This window comes from Saccharothrix coeruleofusca, assembly GCF_014648515.1.
Taxonomy (GTDB): domain Bacteria; phylum Actinomycetota; class Actinomycetes; order Mycobacteriales; family Pseudonocardiaceae; genus Actinosynnema; species Actinosynnema coeruleofuscum.
The window spans coordinates 39,329-57,576 of record NZ_BMRG01000006.1 but is presented as its reverse complement, the minus strand read 5'-3'; the positions used below and the strand labels follow the sequence as shown (position 1 = coordinate 57,576).

The 18,248-nt window shown below is 73.1% G+C and carries 20 protein-coding genes; 5 read left to right on the top strand and 15 right to left on the bottom strand.

What is annotated here, in order from left to right; translation table 11 throughout:
- Positions 1–33: 33 nt before the first annotated feature.
- From IEZ00_RS17640 to IEZ00_RS36725, 5 genes are all read right to left on the bottom strand, one after another.
- Positions 34–1,647, bottom strand: coding sequence for a peptide ABC transporter substrate-binding protein (locus tag IEZ00_RS17640; protein ID WP_189224366.1), 1,614 nt, complete (start codon positions 1,645–1,647; stop codon positions 34–36).
- A gap of 146 nt (positions 1,648–1,793) precedes the next feature.
- Positions 1,794–2,750: a Ppx/GppA phosphatase family protein gene (locus tag IEZ00_RS17635; protein ID WP_189224365.1), complete on the bottom strand. Its 957-nt coding sequence runs from the start codon at positions 2,748–2,750 to the stop codon at positions 1,794–1,796.
- Between the two features lie 64 nt (positions 2,751–2,814).
- On the bottom strand, positions 2,815–4,131 hold the full coding sequence (locus IEZ00_RS17630; protein WP_189224364.1) for a lytic transglycosylase domain-containing protein: 1,317 nt from the start codon (positions 4,129–4,131) through the stop codon (positions 2,815–2,817).
- 172 nt (positions 4,132–4,303) lie between these two features.
- Entirely contained in the window at positions 4,304–4,732 is a 429-nt protein-coding gene (locus tag IEZ00_RS17625) for a DUF501 domain-containing protein (RefSeq protein WP_189224585.1), read from the bottom strand.
- Positions 4,733–4,785: 53 nt separating this feature from the next.
- Positions 4,786–5,151, bottom strand: coding sequence for an FtsB family cell division protein (locus IEZ00_RS36725; RefSeq protein WP_209623855.1), 366 nt, complete (start codon positions 5,149–5,151; stop codon positions 4,786–4,788).
- Here IEZ00_RS36725 and IEZ00_RS36720 point away from each other — a divergent pair.
- Entirely contained in the window at positions 5,141–5,389 is a 249-nt protein-coding gene (locus tag IEZ00_RS36720) for a hypothetical protein (protein WP_229795852.1), read from the top strand. The genes IEZ00_RS36725 and IEZ00_RS36720 overlap by 11 nt on opposite strands.
- 82 nt (positions 5,390–5,471) lie before the next feature.
- Here IEZ00_RS36720 and eno read toward each other — a convergent pair whose 3' ends face one another.
- On the bottom strand, positions 5,472–6,758 hold the full coding sequence (eno, locus tag IEZ00_RS17615; protein WP_189224362.1) for a phosphopyruvate hydratase: 1,287 nt from the start codon (positions 6,756–6,758) through the stop codon (positions 5,472–5,474).
- A gap of 89 nt (positions 6,759–6,847) precedes the next feature.
- On the opposite strand from eno, the gene IEZ00_RS17610 reads away from it, so the two are divergent.
- Complete coding sequence (locus IEZ00_RS17610; RefSeq protein WP_229795851.1) at positions 6,848–7,573, top strand: alpha/beta fold hydrolase; 726 nt, start codon at positions 6,848–6,850, stop codon at positions 7,571–7,573.
- Between the two features lie 63 nt (positions 7,574–7,636).
- A complete protein-coding gene (locus tag IEZ00_RS17605) occupies positions 7,637–8,014 on the top strand; it encodes a tetratricopeptide repeat protein (protein ID WP_189224361.1) in 378 nt (125 codons plus the stop codon).
- A gap of 310 nt (positions 8,015–8,324) precedes the next feature.
- Here IEZ00_RS17605 and IEZ00_RS17600 read toward each other — a convergent pair whose 3' ends face one another.
- The 5 genes from IEZ00_RS17600 to IEZ00_RS17580 form a co-directional block, all read right to left on the bottom strand.
- The gene (locus tag IEZ00_RS17600; protein WP_229795850.1) at positions 8,325–9,176 is read right to left on the bottom strand and encodes a lytic transglycosylase domain-containing protein; all 852 of its coding nucleotides are present in this window, start codon (positions 9,174–9,176) and stop codon (positions 8,325–8,327) included.
- A gap of 44 nt (positions 9,177–9,220) precedes the next feature.
- Positions 9,221–10,330 carry an SMI1/KNR4 family protein gene (locus IEZ00_RS17595; protein WP_189224359.1) on the bottom strand — a complete coding sequence of 370 codons (1,110 nt, stop codon included), beginning with the start codon at positions 10,328–10,330 and terminating at the stop codon, positions 9,221–9,223.
- Between the two features lie 21 nt (positions 10,331–10,351).
- The gene (locus IEZ00_RS17590; protein ID WP_189224358.1) at positions 10,352–10,894 is read right to left on the bottom strand and encodes a hypothetical protein; all 543 of its coding nucleotides are present in this window, start codon (positions 10,892–10,894) and stop codon (positions 10,352–10,354) included.
- Positions 10,895–10,980: 86 nt separating this feature from the next.
- On the bottom strand, positions 10,981–14,154 hold the full coding sequence (locus IEZ00_RS17585; protein WP_189224357.1) for a S41 family peptidase: 3,174 nt from the start codon (positions 14,152–14,154) through the stop codon (positions 10,981–10,983).
- A gap of 39 nt (positions 14,155–14,193) precedes the next feature.
- A complete protein-coding gene (locus IEZ00_RS17580; protein ID WP_189224356.1) occupies positions 14,194–14,619 on the bottom strand; it encodes a MarR family winged helix-turn-helix transcriptional regulator in 426 nt (141 codons plus the stop codon).
- 83 nt (positions 14,620–14,702) lie between these two features.
- On the opposite strand from IEZ00_RS17580, the gene IEZ00_RS17575 reads away from it, so the two are divergent.
- A complete protein-coding gene (locus tag IEZ00_RS17575; protein WP_189224355.1) occupies positions 14,703–15,065 on the top strand; it encodes a VOC family protein in 363 nt (120 codons plus the stop codon).
- A 20-nt stretch (positions 15,066–15,085) separates the two neighbouring features.
- Here the strand turns inward: IEZ00_RS17575 and IEZ00_RS17570 are convergent, their stop codons facing one another.
- Both IEZ00_RS17570 and IEZ00_RS17565 read right to left on the bottom strand, forming a co-directional pair.
- Positions 15,086–15,256, bottom strand: coding sequence for a DUF397 domain-containing protein (locus tag IEZ00_RS17570; protein ID WP_189224354.1), 171 nt, complete (start codon positions 15,254–15,256; stop codon positions 15,086–15,088).
- Entirely contained in the window at positions 15,253–16,086 is an 834-nt protein-coding gene (locus IEZ00_RS17565; protein WP_189224353.1) for a helix-turn-helix domain-containing protein, read from the bottom strand. The genes IEZ00_RS17570 and IEZ00_RS17565 overlap by 4 nt, the downstream gene beginning before the upstream one ends.
- 86 nt (positions 16,087–16,172) lie before the next feature.
- Here IEZ00_RS17565 and IEZ00_RS17560 point away from each other — a divergent pair, with 86 nt between their 5' ends.
- Complete coding sequence (locus tag IEZ00_RS17560) at positions 16,173–16,376, top strand: hypothetical protein (RefSeq protein ID WP_189224352.1); 204 nt, start codon at positions 16,173–16,175, stop codon at positions 16,374–16,376.
- Here IEZ00_RS17560 and IEZ00_RS17555 read toward each other — a convergent pair.
- On the bottom strand, positions 16,361–17,299 hold the full coding sequence (locus IEZ00_RS17555; protein ID WP_189224351.1) for a nucleoside triphosphate pyrophosphohydrolase: 939 nt from the start codon (positions 17,297–17,299) through the stop codon (positions 16,361–16,363). The two genes, IEZ00_RS17560 and IEZ00_RS17555, sit on opposite strands and share 16 nt — an antisense overlap.
- Positions 17,296–18,240 (bottom strand): SurA N-terminal domain-containing protein, encoded by a 945-nt coding sequence (locus IEZ00_RS17550; RefSeq protein ID WP_189224350.1) that lies wholly within the window; start codon positions 18,238–18,240, stop codon positions 17,296–17,298. The genes IEZ00_RS17555 and IEZ00_RS17550 overlap by 4 nt, the downstream gene beginning before the upstream one ends.
- Positions 18,241–18,248: the final 8 nt, after the last annotated feature.

Genomic DNA, 18,248 nt, shown 5'->3' with positions numbered 1-18,248 from the left:
CCGCACGGGTGCGGACGGGCCGGGCGCCGGTGTTCAGCCCACTTCGACGCTGGGGACGTCCAGCGTGCGGAACGGGTCGAGGTTGGCCACCTTGAGGCGGTTGGACTTGCCCGCGATGGTGTTCTGCGTCCACAGCGGGATCGACGGCATGTCCTGGGCCACGATCCGCTCCGCCTCCAGGTACAGCTTGATCGCCTCGTCCTCGCTGGTGGCCTTGTCGGCCTCGGCGATCTTGGCGTCGAACGCCGGGTTGGAGTACAGGCCGTCGTTGGACGACGCGCCGGTGCGGAACAGCGGGCTGAGCCAGTTCTGGATGGACGGGTAGTCGGCGATCCAGCCCGACCGGTACATGCCGGTCATCTCGTGCGCGTTCACCTTCTGCCGGAACTCGCCGAAGCTGGTGGAGGGCACGAACCTGGTCTCGACGCCGAGGGTGTTCTTGATGCTGTTGGCCACCGCCTCGGCCCACTCCTGGTGCCCGCCGTCGGTGTTGGACAGCAGCAGGATCTCCCCGGTGTAGCCGGACTTCTGGAACGACTCCTTGGCCTTGGCCGGGTTGTAGGTGCAGTACTCGCCGCACTGGCCGGGCGTGTAGCCCTTCATCAGCGGGTGCACCCAGCCGTCGGCGGGCTTGCGGGTGCCCTCGAAGATCCGCTGGGTGATCTCCTCGCGGTTGATCGCCATGGAGATCGCCCGGCGCAGGTCCACGTTGTCGTAGGGCTTGAGGTAGAACGGGAACGCGATGGTCTGGTTGTTCAGCGTCTCCCGCTGCACCACCCGGTCGCCGAGGTCGGACTCGTACTTCTTGCCCGCCAGCGCGTTGGGCGGCAGCTCCTCCAGGAAGTCCAGGTTGTTGGCCACCAGGTCGGCGTAGGCGGACTCGCGGCTCTGGTAGACCTTCAGCGTCAGGTCCTTGAAGGTCGCCTTGTCGCTGCCCTGGTAGTCGTCGTAGCGGGTCAGCTTGATCTCCGCGCCGGGCTGCCGGGAGACGAACTTGAACGGCCCGTTGCCGATGGGCGCGGCCTCGAAGGCCGCCCGGTCCTTGAAGAACGCCTCCGGCAGCGGCGCGAACACCTCGTAGCCGACGGTCACCGGGAACACCGAGAACGCCTCGGACAGCGTGATGGTGAAGGTGTGGTCGTCGACGACCACCAGACCGGACATCGCGTCGGTGGTCGGGGTGGGCGCCTTCTCCGGGCCGTCGGGGCCGTCCGGGTCGGCCGGGTGGACGTCCTGGTAGCCCTGGATCTGCGAGAAGAAGGTGGCGCCCTGGGTGGCGTTGGGGCCGTAGGCGGTCCAGTTCCAGGCGTCCACGAAGCTCTTCGCGGTCACCGGGCTGCCGTCGTGGAACTTCCAGCCCTGCTTGAGCTTGACGGTGAACACCTTGGAGTCGGTGGTCTCGATGGACTCGGCCATCGCGTTGGCGGGCTGGGCGTCCTCGCCGCGGTACTCGACCAGGCCGGTGAACAGCGGGTCGAGCACCCGGCTGCCACCGGTCTCGGTGGTGTTGCCGGGCACCAGCGGGTTCTCCGGCTCGGTGTTGAAGATGGTGATGCCCGCGTCGGCGGAACCGGTGGTCTCGGCGGCCCCGCAGCCTGCCGCGACCAGAGCGACCCCCGTGGCGGCGGCGACCAGGCGTGCGCGCATACGTCCTCCCCACTGTCTCGACTCGACCGGCGGTAGCCGAGGAGAGCCGACTGCATCCGCAGCGTGGTGGGGACGCTAACCCCCGTGTGGTCGGTGCCACACGGGGTAGCGATTACAAGCTCGTCACGATCGATCCCAGTTGACATTCACCGTGACAGGGAAAACGCGATGCCGTCGAGGATGTCGTGCTCGCTGGCGACCAGCTCGGTGACGCCCGCGTGCTCGGCCAGGTGCTCGGCGATGGTGCGCACGACCAGCGCGCCGCCGGTGATCACGTCCACCCGGCCGGGGTGCATGGGGCCCAGCGCGGCCCGCTCGTCGTGGCTCATGGTCAGCAGCCGGGAGGTGGTCTCGCGGATCTGGTCGACGCTCAGCCGGGCGAGGTGGATCTCGTCCGGCTCGTACCGGGGCAGGTCCTTGGCCAGCGCCACCAGCGTGGTGACGGTGCCCGCCACGCCGATCCAGGTGCGGGCCTTGGCCACCGGCACGTGCTCGAAGGCGGCCTTGAGGGTGTCCGAGGCCACCGCCACCGCGTGCTCCACCTGCGCGGGCGTGGGCGGGTCGTCGGGCAGGCAGCGCTCGGTGAGCCGGACGCAGCCCACGTCCACCGACTTGGCGGCCTCCACGGCCCCCCGCACCCCGTCCCAGGCGCCCAGCACCAGCTCGGTCGAGCCGCCGCCCACGTCGGAGACCAGGAACGGCCCCTCCTCGGGGGCCAGGTCGGAGACCGCGCCGGTGAACGACAGCCGGGCCTCCTCGTCGCCGGTGATCACCTCGGCCTCGACGCCGAGCACCTCGCGGGTCATGGCGAAGAACTCGTCGCGGTTGGCGGCGTCCCTGGTCGCCGAGGTGGCGACCATGCGCACCCGCTCCGCGCCCCTGCGCCGCAGCACGGCGGTGTAGTCGACCAGGGCCTCCCTGGTGCGCCGCAGCGCCTCCTGGCCGAGCACGCCGGTGGCGTCCACGCCCTGGCCGAGCCGGACCACGCGCATCTCGCGGTGGACGTCGCGCAGCCAGCGCGACCCGTCGTCCGCCGCGGTCACATCGGCCACCAGCAGGCGGATCGAGTTCGTCCCGCAGTCGATCGCCGCCACCCTCGCCATCTCGTCTCCGTCCTCTTGGCGCTGGTGGGAACGGTAGACGACGGCGCGCGCCCGGCTGGACCGGCTAGACCGGCTTCAGCGAGGACACCGCGGCCGGGAACGCGACCTGGGACGTGGCCGCCGGGGTGTCCGCGGCCGTGGTCGTGGTCGTGGTGGTCGTCGTCTCACAACCCGACGGCGTCGTCGTCGTGGTGGTCGTGGTCGACGTGGTGGTCGTGGTGGTGGTCGTAGTCGTCGGCGTGGGCGGGCACGTGTCCGTGGTCGTCGTAGTCGTGGTCGTGGTGCCGTCGGACGACGTCGTGGTGGTGGTCGTGCTGCCGTCGGACGACGTCGTCGTGGTCGTGGTGCTGCCGTCGGGCGACGTCGTGGTGGTCGTGGTCGGCGAACCGGGGTTCGAGCTGCCGGGGTTGCCGGGGGTGCCCTGCTGCGGGTTCGTGCCGGGGTTATTCGTGCCAGGGTTGTTCGTGCCCGAGTTGCCCGGCCGCGACGAGCTGCCGCCGGGGTTGACGTTCAGCGGGGTGAAGTCGTCGTCCGAACCGGGCAGGCTCGGCAGCGGCGTCACGCCGTCCGCGTAGGCGTCCGCCCAGTACAGGACCGTGCGCACGTACTCGTCGGAGTGGTTGTAGCGGAACACCGACCGGGCGCGCTGGGCCGGGTCGCTCAGGTCCGAGTTGTAGGCGCACAGGTAGTTGCCCGCGCCGACGGTCGCGTCGTAGATGTTGTTCGGGTTGCTCTGGCCGTCGTTGTTGCCGTCCGCCGCGTAGCCCGCCCAGGTGGAGGGGATGAACTGCATCGGCCCGACCGCGCGGTCCCACGTCGTGTCGTAGTCGTACCGGCCGTCGTCGGTGTCGGAGATGGCCGCCATGCCGGGACCGCCGTTGAGCACCGGGCCCAGGATCGGGTTGATCGTGTTGCCCCTGGCGTCGACCCGACCGCCGCGCGCGTGGCCGGACTCGATCCGGCCGATGCCCGCCAGCAGCGACCAGTGCAGGTTGCAGTTCGGCGTGGTCCGCTCCAGCCGGTCCGCGGCGCGCATGTAGGCGTCCAGCATCACGCCGGGCAGGCCCAGCGGGCCGCTGGTGGCACCGCCGCGCAGCTGACCGGGCGACAGGTCGTCGCCGAACCCCGACGGGTCGTCCGCCTCGGCCAGCAGCGCGGCGCTGAGCTCGTCGGTCTCCGGCAGCCTGCCGGTCGCGCCCAGCGCGCCGTCCTCCTGCTGCGCCAGCGCGGCCAGCACGTCACCGGGGGTGGGCGGAACCACCTCGATGCCGCTGCGGCCCGCCACGTTGACCCAGTCCGGGCCCGCCGCGCCGTGCAGCAGCGCGGGCACCAGCATCGCGCACGTCGCGGTCGCCGCTATGCCCCACTGCCGTGGCGTCATGGTGCCCGGATTCACTCTCCGCTTGCGTCCCCGTCGCTTCGGCACAGCCGCGAACTCCCCATCGTGTCGCTCCCCGACCACGATCCAGCGTGCCCCATACGACTCACGCTGTCACGGCCGGGGGAGGCATTGTGTCCCGGACACTGCCCTCAGGGGTCAGTTTTTCACCGTTTCAGTTTTTCACCGTTGCCGCGCAGTCGCCGCTGGGCCACCACTCGGCCAGCGCGTCCAGCGCCTCGTCGCCGAAGGGGTTCACGCCCCGCCCCACCGCCAGCGCGTGCGCGACGTGCACGTGCAGGCACTTCACCCTGCCCGGCATCCCCCCGGCGGTGACCTTCGTGCCCAGCGGCTCGATCGCGTCCCGCTCGGCCAGGTACGACTCGTGCGCCCGCAGGTAGGCCGCGGCCAGCTCCTCGTCCACGGCCAGCCGCTCGGTCATCTCCTTCATCAGACCGGCGCTCTCCAGCCTGCTGACCAGGGAGTTCAGCCTGGGGCAGGTCAGGTAGTACAGGGTCGGGAAGGGAGTGCCGTCCTCCAGCCGGGGGCTGGTCTGCACCACCGCCGGGTGGCCGCTGGGGCAGCGCGCCGCCACGGCCCTCATGCCGCGCGGCGGACGCCCCAACTGCCGCGCGACCACCTCCCGGTCGTCCTCGCTCACTTCGCCGCCACCGAGTCCCACAGCTGCTGGTACCACGCCTTGTCCTCGGCCGGCTCGCTGGCCGGCCTCTCCTGTTCCAGTTCGCGCTCCGCGTCTCCGGGGAGCTGCACGACGTACGGGGTCTCGCCGGGCCGCACGTAGTGCAGCCGCCTGCGGGCCTCCGCCTCCACCTGCGCCGGGTCGGTCAGCTGCTGCTTGCGCTGCTCCAGCTCGGCGACCTCGGCCCGCAGCGTCTCCTGCGACGCGGTCACCTCGCGCAGCTCCTCGCGCTGCGCCAGGTAGGTCCGCAGCGGCACCGCGATGCTCAGCGCCAGCGCGCACACCACCATGGCCAGCAGCGCCGCCCGGCGGGTGCCGCTCATCCCGAACGCGCCGCCGGTGCCCGCGCCCGCCCTGGTCCGCGCCCTGCTCTGGGGCCTGGACTGGGGCCTGGACCGAGGTCTGCCCTGGGGCCCGGCCTGGGCACGCGCCCTGGCCTGGCCCTTGGCCTCCGGCTTCGGCGGCGGTTTGGGCTGCGACTTGGACTGCGACTTCGCCTGGGCCTTCGGCGGCGGTGCGGGCTGGGTGGCCTTCTGCGACTTCGGCTGGGCTTTCGGTTGAGCCTTCGGCTGGGCCTTGGCAGAACGGCGGTCCCGGCGCGCGTCGCTGGACGCGCGCCGGGACCGCCGTTCCCGTGGAGCCATCAGCTCTCCGGCGTGTACCGCGGGAAGGCCAGGTCGCCCGCGTAGCGCGCGGCGTCGCCCAGGGCCTCCTCGATGCGCAGGAGCTGGTTGTACTTCGCGGTGCGCTCACCGCGGGCGGGCGCGCCGGTCTTGATCTGGCCCGCGCCGGTGGCCACGGCCAGGTCGGCGATCGTGGTGTCCTCGGTCTCGCCGGAGCGGTGGGACATCATCGACTTGTAGCCGTAGGAGGTGGCCAGCGCGACCGCGTCCAGCGTCTCCGACAGCGTGCCGATCTGGTTGACCTTCACCAGCAGCGCGTTGGCCGCCCGGCGGGAGATGCCCTCCTCCAGCCGCTCCGGGTTGGTGACGAACAGGTCGTCGCCGACGATCTGGACCTTCTCGCCCAGCTCGGCGGTCAGCTGCACCCAGCCGTCCCAGTCGTCCTCCGACAGCGGGTCCTCGATGGAGACCAGCGGGTAGGAGTTGACCAGCTCGGTGTAGTAGCCGGTCATCTGCTCGGCGCTGCGCTTGGTCTTCTCGAAGGTGTAGGCGCCGTCGCCGAAGAACTCGGTCGCCGCCACGTCCAGCGCCAGCGCGATGTCGCGGCCCGGCGTGTACCCGGCCTTCTCGATCGCCTGCAGGATCAGGTCCAGCGCGTCCCGGTTGCTCGACAACGCGGGCGCGAAACCGCCCTCGTCGCCGAGGCCGGTGGCCAGGCCCTTGCTCTTGAGCACCGACTTCAGCGCGTGGTAGACCTCCGCGCCCCAGCGCAGCGCCTCGCGGAAGGACTCCGCGCCGATCGGCGCGATCATGAACTCCTGGATGTCCACGTCGGTGTCGGCGTGCGCGCCACCGTTGAGGATGTTCAGCATCGGCACCGGCAGCACGTGCGCGTTCGGGCCGCCCACGTAGCGGAACAGCTCAAGGCCGCTGGAGGCCGCGGCGGCCTTGGCCACCGCCAGCGACACGCCCAGGATGGCGTTGGCGCCCAGCCGCGACTTGTCCGGCGTGCCGTCCAGGTCGACCAGCTTCTGGTCCACCACGCGCTGCTCGACCGCCTCGATGCCGACCAGCTCGGGGCCGATCTCGTCGAGCACCGCGGTCACCGCGCGCTCCACACCCTTGCCCAGGTAGCGCTTGGCGTCGCCGTCGCGCAGCTCGACCGCCTCGTGCTCACCGGTCGAAGCCCCGGAGGGGACCGCGGCGCGCTCCAGCGTGCCGTCGTCCAGCGCCACCTCCACCTCGACGGTGGGGTTGCCTCGCGAGTCCAGGATCTCGCGGGCGCCAACCTGCTCGATGACCGCCACGTGCGCTCCCTCGTCAGACCATCTCTGTATCGGTGACGAGACTAGTTGGTGACTTCTGCGCTCCGCCGCCGCACTGGCAGACTTCCGGTGTGTCGGTCCACGTGCGAACGGGTGGCGAAGGTCCCGCGCTGGTGCTGCTGCACGGGCTGGGGGCGACCGGCGAGGTGTGGCGGGAGGTGGTGCCCCGCTGGCCCGGTTCCTGGATCGTTCCCGATCTCCCAGGTCACGGCCGGTCCGACCCGTTGACCAGGTACTCGTTCGGCGCGCTCGCGGCGGCCGTGGCCCCGGCGATCCCGGCCGGACCGGTGGCGGTGCTGGGGCACTCGCTGGGCGGGGTGGTCGCGCTGGCGCTGGCCAGCGGGTGGTTCGGGGTGGAGGTGCGCGCGGTCGCCGGGCTGGGCGTCAAGCTGCTGTGGACGCCCGAGGAGCTGGCCAAGGCCGCCGAGGTCGCGCGCAGGCCCCCGAAGGTGTTCGACTCCCGCGAGGACGCCGAGGCGTGGGCGTCCCGACTGGCCGGGGTGCCGCTGTCCGAAGGCGTCACCGGCGCTGACGGCGGGCTCGGCGGCGGGCCCGGCGGGTGGCGGGCCGCGCTGGACCCGGCGGCGTTCGCGGTCGGCGCGCCGGACGTGCCGGGGCTGCTGGCGGTCAGCAAGGCCGACCCGACGGTGCTGGCGGCGGGAGCCGACGACCACATGTGCCCACCCGCTGATCTGCTCGCCGCCGACCCGAACGGGCTGGTGCTGCCCGGTGTCGGGCACAACGCGCACGTGGAAGCGCCTTCGGCGCTCGACCCGGTGCTGGAGCTGCTGAGGTGAACATCCCGTCATCCGGTCGGCAGTCGAAGGTGGGCCGGTCGCGCGGGTAGCGTTGATCGGACCATGAGCGACAGCACCTTCGACGCCTTCCGCCGAGCGGAGGCCCTGCTGGCGGACCGCCGTCCGCTGGAGGCCCTGCGCGAGCTGAAGGCCGTGCTCGACGCGGCGCCGGACCAGCGCAGCGTGCAGCTGCTGGCCGGGCGGGCCTACCTGGGCTCCGCCCAGCTCAAGCGCGCCGAGGAGGCGTTCCGCAAGGTGCTGGAGCTGGACCCCAGCGACTACTACGCGCGGTTCGCGCTGGGCCGGACGCTGCAGCGGCAGAGCAGGCTGCCGGAGGCGCTGGCGCAACTGCGGATGGCCGCGGCGATGAACCCGACCCCGGAGTACCAGGAAGCCCTGGGCGAGGTCAGCGCCCGCCTCGCCGTGGAACGCGACCGCTGACCCCACGAGCCGCGCGGCAGGTCGCCGAGGATGGCGGGTCGCGCCGCTGCGCGCGCCCCTCTGGTGCGTGGGCAAGTACTACCCGACGGGGTTAAGTGGGCCGGTAACTACTACCCGAGGGGCGCGGAAGCGGGCGCGGGCTGGGGCGCGAGAAGCGCGTGTCAGGGCGCGAAAGCGCGGGTCGGGGTGCGCGAATGTTGAATTCGGGGGTTCTGAGCGTTCGACTCGCGGGGGGCGACACGCCCAACACGCCCATAGGTGGGTGACACCGGGAGCGGGCGTGTGCGGTCTGAAGGTTGAACTCGCGGGGTCAGGGGGTGCTGGCTCGGGCGTAGGCGTCGGCACCGCTGAAGACGTTCTGGCCGTACTCGACGGACTGGTTGTAGGTCAGCACGGCCGCCCACCAGCCTTCGCCGGTGGCCAGGTCGCGGTTGCCCGAGCACAGGTAGCGGGCGGCGGCCAGGGCGGCGTCGTCGATGTTCTGCGGGTCCGGGGAGTTGCCGTCGCCGTTGGCGCGCACCGCGTACCTGGCCCACGTGGTGGGGATGAACTGCATCGGCCCCACAGCGCGGTCCCACTGCGTGTCGCCGTCCAGGGTGCCGCCGTCGCTGTCGGGGATGGCCTTGACGCCCGGTCTGCCGTCCAGCGGGATGCCGATGATCGGATCGGACGGCCTGCCGTCCTCGCCCAGCCGGAGACCGCCGATGGTGCCGTGGTGCGACTCGACGCGGCCGATGCCCGCCAGGGTGGCCCACGAGATCCGGCACGCCGGGCTCTGCGCCCTCATCAGCAGGTCCGCCATGGCGTACGCGCGCAGCGCCCGCACCGGGATGTCCGTCTTCTCCGCCATCTGCCGCGCCCACGCCTCCAGGGGTTCGACGCCCGCGCTCTGCTGGGCGGGCGAGGCCTGGGGCTGCTGGGAGGTGGGCACCTGGCCGCCCTGCTCCGGCGCCTGGGAGCCGGGCTCGACCTGTTGGAACGGCACCGGGAACGGCGGGTCGGCGAACTGCGGGGACCTGCGGTCGAACCTGCTCAGGGCCCATGCCCCGCCCGCGACCACGGCGAGCAGGAGCAGCACGAGCAGCAGGCGGCCCAGGAGGTTGCCGACGCGACCCCTGGCCGGACGGCGGGTTTCGACCTCGGACGGCGGCGAGACGACCACCATCCCAGGCTACGTCGTAGTTGAAGCTTTTTCGGGTGGTGCGGTTACGGCGAAGGCCGGAAAACGGCGTGCTCCACCAGGTCGTCGTCCTGGTCGAACCGGGCGAACCCGGCGGTGCGGAACCGGCCGCGCAACCACTCCAGCAACGTCGTGACCAGGCCGTGCGGCAGCGGCGGACCCTGCTCGGCGTGCCGGGGCCAGACCACCAGCGGCCAGCTCTCCGGGTCGTCACCCCCGGTCAGGTACGCCAGCACGTCGCCGTCGATCGAGTGCGCGATCGGCAGGAACGCGCCCAGCGGGTAGAACTCCGGGTGCGCGTCGCGCAGTTCGCGGTAGGTGCGGCGGACGCCCGCCACGTGCGCGAGCAGGCCGTCCTCGGCCAGCGGGGCCGGGAACAGCCAGTGCCCCGCCCACGAACCCGCCCCGTAGCGCCGCATCAGCGCCACGAATTCGGCGGGCAGCGCGGTGCCCAGTTCGGCCGCCAGCCAGTCCCACGTGCCACCGCCCAGGTTCGGCCGCTCCGGCGGCACGACCAGGGCGCACAGCGCCGCCAGGCCGCTGCCCCGCACCAGCGCGGCCCGGCGGGCCTCGGGCACCTCGGGCTCGGGCGGGGGCGGAGTCCACGGCGAGGCGCCGACCAGGAACGCGGTGCGCCGGGCGGTCGCGGGCAGCGGGCCGAGGTCGCGTCCGCTGGGCAGCGGCAGCCCCTCGGCCACGGCCAGGGTCAGCGCGGCGGTCACCGGCAGACCGTAGTCGTACCAGGGGTCGACGCCGCGCTCGGCGGCATCCATCTCGAACACCACCACCGGCCACCGGTCCGGGTCCGCCGAGGCCGTGGTGTCCCAGAACAGGTAGCTCGACGCGCGGGTGACGCCCCACGCCAGCAGGCCGTCCGGCACGGCGAACCCCGCGTCGCGGGAGCTGACCCGGCACACCCGGTGCGCCTCGCCCAGCCACACCCCGTAGTCGAACCGGCCTGCGCGCGAGCACGGCACGTGCAGCCACAGGAAGTCGCCGACGTCCAGCGGGCCGAAGGTGCCCGCCAACTCCTTGTAGTCGCCGGGCAGGCGCAGGCCCAGCCACGCCTCCACGGCCGCCCAGTCCACCGGGACCGGCGCGGACGCGGGTCCGACCAGGGCGGAGAAGGAGTCCACGCCCGCATGGTGGCACGCGGATCAGGTCGTCGTGGGCGGGATCGGGGACTCGGTGCCCGAGGGCTCCACGGCCGCGCGCCCCAGGGGCACTTCGGCGGCCTCGGTGGTGGACGGCGGTGGCAGCACCGGGCTCAGCAGCCGCCGCGAGGGCGTGGTCGTCGGCGTCTCCGCCCGCACCAACTGCCGCTGCTCCAGGTGAGCGGGCGGCTCCGCCGGCGGTGTGTCCACCGCGGCGACGGGCGGCGGCGCGTCCCGCGTCGGCACCACTCCCCTGGCCGGAGTCCATCGGGGAGGCGGTGGTGGCGGCGGTGGCTCGACGTGAGCCACTTCGCGCAGCGCCACGGGCTGCTCGACGTGGGTGAGCGTGACGGCGGGCGGGCTGGGCCGCGTGCTGACCACTGCCGGCAGGTCGGCCACCTCGACCTCGCCGCGCGGCACGCGGGCTCGCTCGCCCCACCCGAACAGCACCAGCAGCGCCACACCACCGCCCAGCAGCACCAGCGGCAGCACCAGCACGGCCGAGAAGCAGCCGCGCCCGGTTCGCGGCGACTCCCGGTGACTCACACCCCCACCCCCGAACCGATCTTGACCACATCTTGGTGATCGGTTCGGGAGCGGCTCCGGGACACTGCCCGATGGGGTGGACTCGATCAGGTGAGCGGGGGCAGTTGCGGCGGCCTCGCGGCGGGCCTCGCCTCCAGCGCCTCCAGGGCCAGCCGGACCGCGGTGTCCAGCTGCGGGTCGCGCCCGGCCACCCGGTCCTGCGGGGTGATCACCACCTCGACGTCCGGGTCGACGCCGTGGTTCTCCACGCCCCAGCCGTGGCCTGCGAACCACGACGCGTACCGGGGCTGGGTGACCAGGGTGCCGTCCACGAGCGTGTACCGCATGTCGATGCCGATCACACCGCCCCACGTCCGGGTGCCCACGACCGGGCCTATGCCCATCTCCTTGATCGCCACGTTGACGATGTCGCCGTCGGACCCGGCGAACTCGTCGGCGATGGCCACCACCGGGCCGCGCGGCGCGTCGCCGGGGTAGCTCTCGGAAGTGGTGTAGCCGCGGGCCACCGACCAGCCGATGACCTTGCGCCCCAGCTTCTCCACCACCAGCTGGGAGGTGTGCCCGCCCGCGTTCTCCCGCACGTCCAGCACCACCGCGTCACGGGCGACCTCCACCCGCAGATCGCGGTGCAGCTGCGCCCAGCCCGCGCCCATCATGTCCGGCACGTGCAGGTAGCCCACCCGCCCGTCGGACAGCTCGTGCACGCGCGCGCGCCGGTCGGCCACCCAGGCGTGGTAGCGCAGCGCCCCCTCGTCGGCCAGCGGCACCACCACGACGCGGCGCGGCTCGCCCCCGCCGCCGGGCCGGATGGTCAGCTCCACCGGCTTGCCCGCCGTGCCGACCAGCAGCGGCGCGGGGCCGGTGAGCGGGTCGACCTGGCGGCCGTCCACGGCCACCACCGCGTCGCCGGGCCGCACCGCGACCCCCGGCGCGGCCAGCGGCGAGCGAGCGGCCGGGTCGGAGGTCTCGCCGGGGATCACCCGCACCACCCGCCACGCGCCGGACTCGTCGCGCTCCAGGTCCGCGCCGAGCAGGCCGACCCCGCGCCCCCGGGAGCGCCGCGCCGGGATGACGTAGGCGTGCGAGGTGCCCAGCTCGCCCTGCACCTCCCACAGCAGGTCCACCAGGTCGTCGTAGCTGCCCAGCCGGTCCACCAGCGGCCGGTACCTGGCCAGCACGCCCGCCCAGTCCACGCCGCCCATGTCGGTGCGCCAGAAGTGGTCGCGCATCAGCCGACCGGTCTCGGCGTAGGACTGCCGCCACTCCGCGGCGGGGTCGACCACCACCCGAACGCGGGACAGGTCCACCTCGACCGAGTCGGGTTCGTCGGTGTCGACCTTGCGGTCGGTGGGCACCACGCGCAGGTCGTCGCCGTCGAAGACCACCATGCGCTGCCCGTCGCCGGTCACCGCGAACCCGTCCACGCCGTCCACCAGCACGTCGGTGCGCGTCTTGGCCAGGTCGAACCGCTCCAGCACGGCGCGCGGCGGGCGGGCGTCCGGACTGGCCAGGTTGTCGCCGAGCACGCCGCGCAGCGGGCTGCGCAGCCACAGCAGGCCGCCCTTGGCGGCGGTCAGCGCGGAGTACCGCGCGGCGGGCACCGGCACCGTCACCACCCGGTCGGCCAGGCCGTCCAGGTCCACGACGGTGATCGGGTTCTCCTCGTCCTTGTCCTTGTCCTTGTCGCCGGAGTCGTCGCCGACCGGGCGGCCCAGCCGCATCGGGTCGAACGGCGAGGGCGTGGTGGCGGCCAGCGGCAGCAGGTACGGGCGGCAGCCGGTGGGGAAGGACAGGTCGAACACGTGCGCGTCGTAGACCGGGTCGAAGCTGCGCACGGACAGGAAGGCCAGGTAGCGGCCGTCCTCGGTGAACGCGGGCGAGAAGTCGGAGAACCGCAGCGGCGTCACGTCCACCACGGACAGGTCGGTGGTGTTGGTCATCCGGATGTGCCGCAGCGGGTCGGGGCCGGGGTGCGACCAGGCCAGCCAGTTCGAGTCCGGCGAGAAGGCCAGGTCGCTGACGTGCGGGTTGGCCCCGCGCAGCACCTCGCGGACCTCGCCGGACTCCACCTCCACCAGCAGCAGCCGCCCGTCGTGGGTGGCCACCGCGAGCCTGCGCCCGTCCGGGGACACCTCCAGCTCCAGCACCCGGCCCAGCCTGCCCACGGCCACCCGGCGCGGCGCGTTGCCCGGCTCGACCCCGCTCGCGGGCGCGAACTCCAGGCCCTCCTCGCCCTCGGCGTCGGTCACCCACACCACGCCGTCGCCGACCACCCTGGGCAGCCGGGCCCGCACGCCCGGCTGCTCGGCCAGCGCCCGCACCGGCCCGTCCCGGTGGGTCACCCAGTGCACCGTGCCGCGCACCTCGACCGCGCTGGCCCGGCCGGTCCGGTCCGGGTGCACGTCGTCGGGGCTGGGCGTGATCGGCCGGGGCGCGCGGGCCGTGCGGGGGCCGCCGAGCACCACGTCCAGCCTGCGCGGCTCGGCGTCCAGGCCGTCCAGCAGGTACAGCTCCCCCGCGCACTGGTAGACGACGCGGGTGCCGTCGGTGGTCGCGGCGCGGGCGTAGAACTCCTGCTCGGTGTGCCTGCGCAGGTCGGTGCCGTCGGGGCGGACCGAGTACACGCTGCCCACGCCCTCGTGGTCGGACAGGAAGGCGATGCGCTCGCCCACCCACATGGGCGCGGTCAGCGAGGAGGTCAGCTCGGACAGGACGCGGCGGAACTCGCCGCCCCCGGCGGTGTCCACCCACAGCTTGCCCGCCGCGCCACCCCGGTAGCGCTTCCACCACGCCGGGTCGTGGCCGTAGACGCTGGTCGCCACGACCTGCCCGGACGGCCCGAAGGCCACGTCGCCGACCCAGCCGAACGGCAGCCTGCGCGGCGGGCCGCCGTCGACCGGCAGGGCGTGCGCCCACTGCCGGTTCGAGGTGGCCTGCCCGGCGGTGGTGACCGCGACGACCTCGCCGTCCGGGGTCCACGTGCACACGCTCGTCCCGTGGTCGCCCCAGTGCGTGAGGCGGGTGGCGGGTCCTCCCGCGACGGGCGCGAGGTGCACCTCAGGGGCCCCGTCGCGGGTGCTGGTCCAGGCCAGCAGCGAGCCGTCCGGGGAGAAGCGGGGATTCGACACCGGCACCTGGTCGGCGGAGGCGCGCCAGGCCCGGCCGCCGTCGATCGGAGCCAGCCACACGTCGTCCTCGGCCACGAAGGTGACGAGGTCGCCGTGCAGGTGCGGGAAGCGGAGGTAGGCGGGTTCGGTCACCTCATCGACGTTAGCGGCGATCACCGGTCCGCCGCCGGGTCATCGCTCGAACGCCGCCGCCATGCGGTCCAGGTCGGCGAGCAGGTCGGCGAGGCGCTCCGGCGGGACCGCGTCGGTCATCCGCTGGTCGACGGCGTAGACGGCGGAGCGCGCCGCGTCGAGGCGGCGGCGGCCCTGCTCGGTGAGGTGGGCAGGCAGCGCGCGACCGTGGTCGGCGGCGGCCGGTCGGGTGATCAGGCCGCTGTCCTGCAAGCCGCGCAGGACGGTGTTCATGGACTGCCGGGTGACGAAGGTGCCGCGGGCCAGCTCGGCGTTGGACAGGCCGGGCCGCTGGTCGAGCAGTTCCAGGCAGGCGTACTGCGGCACGGTCAGGTCGTGCTCGCGCAGCGCTCTGTCCAGGGCTCCGCGCAGCGCGGCGGCGGCGCGCTTGACGCGGTAGCCGAGGCGTTGGGTGGCATCCTCCATGTCAGGAGTTTGACATACCCGCGCCCGGCGTTCTACGGTCCGTCATGTCAAAGTCCTGACATCGAGCTGAGGAGCACACCACCATGACGGTCACCGGACCGGACTTCATCGCCCTGCAGGTGCGCGACGTCGAGGGGGCCGCGCGCTTCTACGAGGACCACCTGGGCCTGCGCCGCGCGCCCCAGTCACCGCCCGGCGCGGTCGTGTTCACCACCGAACCGGTCCCGTTCGCCGTCCGCGAGCCGCTGCCGGGCGTGGACCTCGACGCGGTCGAGCGCCCCGGCACCGGCGTCGCCCTCTGGTTCCGCACCGACGACGCGCAAGCCCTGCACGACCGGCTCGCGGACGCGGGCGTCCCCATCGCCAAGGGCATCGGCGACAGCCCCTTCGGCAAGACCTTCACCTTCATCGGCCCCGAGGGCTACGCCATCACCGCCCACGGCTGACCCCGCCCCGCGAGTCCGGATCAGACCCGCTTCAGCCGTGCCAGGAAACTCGCCGCCGAGCGGGCCGGGAAAGCCAGCACCGGCCCGCTCCGGTTCTTCGAATCACGCACCGCCACGCCGCCAGGCAGATGCGCGATCTCCACGCAGGCGGTCTCGGTCGCGCTCCGACTGGACTTCCGCCACACGGTCATCTGTGCCGTCCCTCCGCGTACGTGGAGATCAACTCCGCCGAGTCCTCGACGCTCGCGGCGGCGGCCAGCAACGTCGGCTTGATGTCAAGGTATGCCTGAACGTCCTCGGGCTTGTCCAGGAACAAGTTCGACCGCAAGTGCTCCAGGTGCACCACCGGGGTGGTGCGCGCTGTCTCCAGCAACGAGAAGGGTCCGTACAGACCGGGGTACCAGCTTCGCTGGGCAGGCACCACGCGGATGGTCACGTTGTCACGCTCGACCATCGCCAGCAGGTGGCGTGCTTGCTCGACCATCACGGACCGCCCTCCCAGAGGGCGGCGCAGCACCGACTCATCGACAACCGCCAGGTAGGGAACCGGCTTCTCGCGCGTGAGCACCTGCTGGCGATCGAGCCGCACCTCCACCCGCGCCTCGGCGTGAGCGTGCGGCAGTCCGCTCTCGACCATGATCGCGCGGGCGTAATCGGGCGTCTGGAGCAAGCCGGGCACGAGCAGCGGTCCGACTTCGGTGATCGCGGTCGCCACGCGCTCGTACTCGATCAGGGCCTTGAGCTGCTGGGGCAGTTCCGCTCCGGTGCCCAGCCAGTTGGAGCCGGCCGCCTCGCGGGCCAGCTTGAGCAGTTCGCGCCGCTTGGCGCCGACCACGCCCATCGCGCCGAGGATCGACGCCACCTCGGTCTCGGTCGGCACCCGCTCGCCGCGCTCGACGCGGCTGACCGTGCTCTTGCTCAGCCCGACCCGCTGTCCCAGCTCGACGATGCCCAGACCCTTGCCCCTGCGCAGGTCCCGCAGTTCCGCGCCCAGGGTCCGGGCCCGCGCGTTGCTCTCCATGCGGACCACCCTAGGGATTCACCCAAACGAGAAGCGCGGGAATTCCCAGGAACTGCCACACTCTTCCCGAAACCAAGGGAGGCGACGTGGACATCCACGGGTGGGCGCGCATCAGCCGGGAAACGCGCATCGACTGGACCGTCGACCCGCACGAAGTCGTGCTCACCTTCGACGGGCCGCAGGGCTTCGAGCTGCTGGCCGACGCCGAAGCCCTGCGCCACCTGATCCGCGAGTGCGGCGCGGCCCTCGCCGAGTTCGAGCGCGAGAACGCGCCTCAGGCGGGCCAGTGAGCGCGCCAGTCGCGCGCCGTCATCGCCGTCACGCCCGCCGCGCGCGCGGACTTCTCCGCCGCCCGCACCCTGGCCTCGAAGGCCCGCGCCACGGCCCGCAGCTCGGTCTCCGGGTCCTCCCCCGCCAGCTTGGCCAGCGCCGCCGTGGCGAACAGCCGCTCGCCGGTGCCCTCGCCGCCGGGCAGCAGGTCGGCGGGCAGCCCGGCCCGCGAGGCGCGCTGGGCCAGCTTGCCCGCCAGCGCCACCGCGGGCTGGCCGGAGGCGACGCCGTCCAGGCTGGACTCGCGCCGCTTCTCCACCTGCTTGAGCTCTTCCCACCGGTGCTGCTGCGAGGTGGCGTCGTGCACCGCCGGGTCACCGCCCTGGAACACGTGCGGGTGCCTGCCGACCAGCTTGGCCACCAGGTCGGCGGCCACCTCGTCGATGCCGAACGGCTCGGCGTGCTCGGCGGCGATGCGGGCGTGGAACAGGACCTGCAGCAGCACGTCCCCCAGCTCCTCGCGCATCGCCGCCCGGTCGCCGTCCTCGATGGCCTCCAGCAGCTCGTAGGTCTCCTCGACCAGGTACTGCCGCAGCGACTTGTGGTCCTGCTCGGCGTCCCACGGGCAGCCGCCGGGCGAGCGCAGCCGGTCCATCACCGACACCACCTCCAGCAGCTCCGCGCCCTCCGGTTCGGGGCCGCGCACGACCCGCGCGCCCGCTTCGACCAGCCGGGCGGCCCGCGGTTCGGACAGGTCGGTGGTCAGCAGCACCGACCCCGGCGGCAGGACCTCCGGCGCGGGGTCGACGCCCTCGGACAGCGGCACGCCCTCCCCCGCGTACACCGCCGTCGCGGCCCGCAGGACGGGCAGCGCGGCGGCGGGCAGCAGGTCGGGCAGCCGGTCGTCGAGCAGGACGACCGCGGGCGTGGCGACAGCGGTCACGACGCGCGCTGCGGGCGCACGGCCACCTGGTAGCCCGCCCGCTGCCCCTCGGAGGGGGCGACGGCCATCTGCGAGGAGTCCCACACGCCGTAGCGCGGGTTGACCCGGATGTCCTGCCGGTCGGCGTGGAACTGCACCAGGCGCAGCCCCACCTTGGCCAGCGCGTCGGGGGTGGCGGGCTCGGCACCGGTGTCGCCCTCGGGCGCCTCGGCGTCGGTCTCGCGCTCCTTGACCAGCGCCACCATCCACAGGCCGGAGTCCGGGTCCGGCGGGAACGCGACCACGGTGTTCGCGGGCACGCCGAACAGCGGGGTGGCGGCCAGGCCGGGCGACTGCACCGCGTGCACGGACTCGCCGGTGCCGCCCGCCTGCCGGTCCTCCTGCTGGGCGGCGCGGATGAACTCGGCCATCTTCGCCGGGTCCTTGGCGACCTCGTCGGCCTTGTCCCTGGCCTCCTCGGTGGACTTGGTGAAGAAGTAGTCGAAGGTGACCGACAGCTTCTCGAAGTACTTGCGGCCCAGCTCAAGCTGCAGGTACTGGTCGCGGGCGCGCTCGTCGCGGATGGTGGTCGCGTCGAACAGGGTGCCCGCGCTGGCCGCCTCGCCGCCGCCGAGCCGCTCCATGGCCTCGGTGAGCGTCTCGTCGCTGACGCTCACGCCCTCCTGCTGCGCCAGCTGGAGGGTCAGCTCGTGCTGGATCTTGTACGTCAGGATGTTGCGGGCCGCGTCGGCCAGCCCCATCTCCGGCTGGCCCTGCAGCGCGGGGCCTTCCGCCCGGCGGTCCAGGTAGTCGTCGAGTCGTTGCTGGACGAACTCCAGCGGGATCGCGGTGTCGCCGATGATGGCGGCCGAGCCCACCTGGCTCGGGCCGGACCCGCAGCCCGCCACGAGCAGTGCGACGGCCACGCCGACCAGGGTGAAGCGCCTCTGCACAGTCCTCACGCGAAATA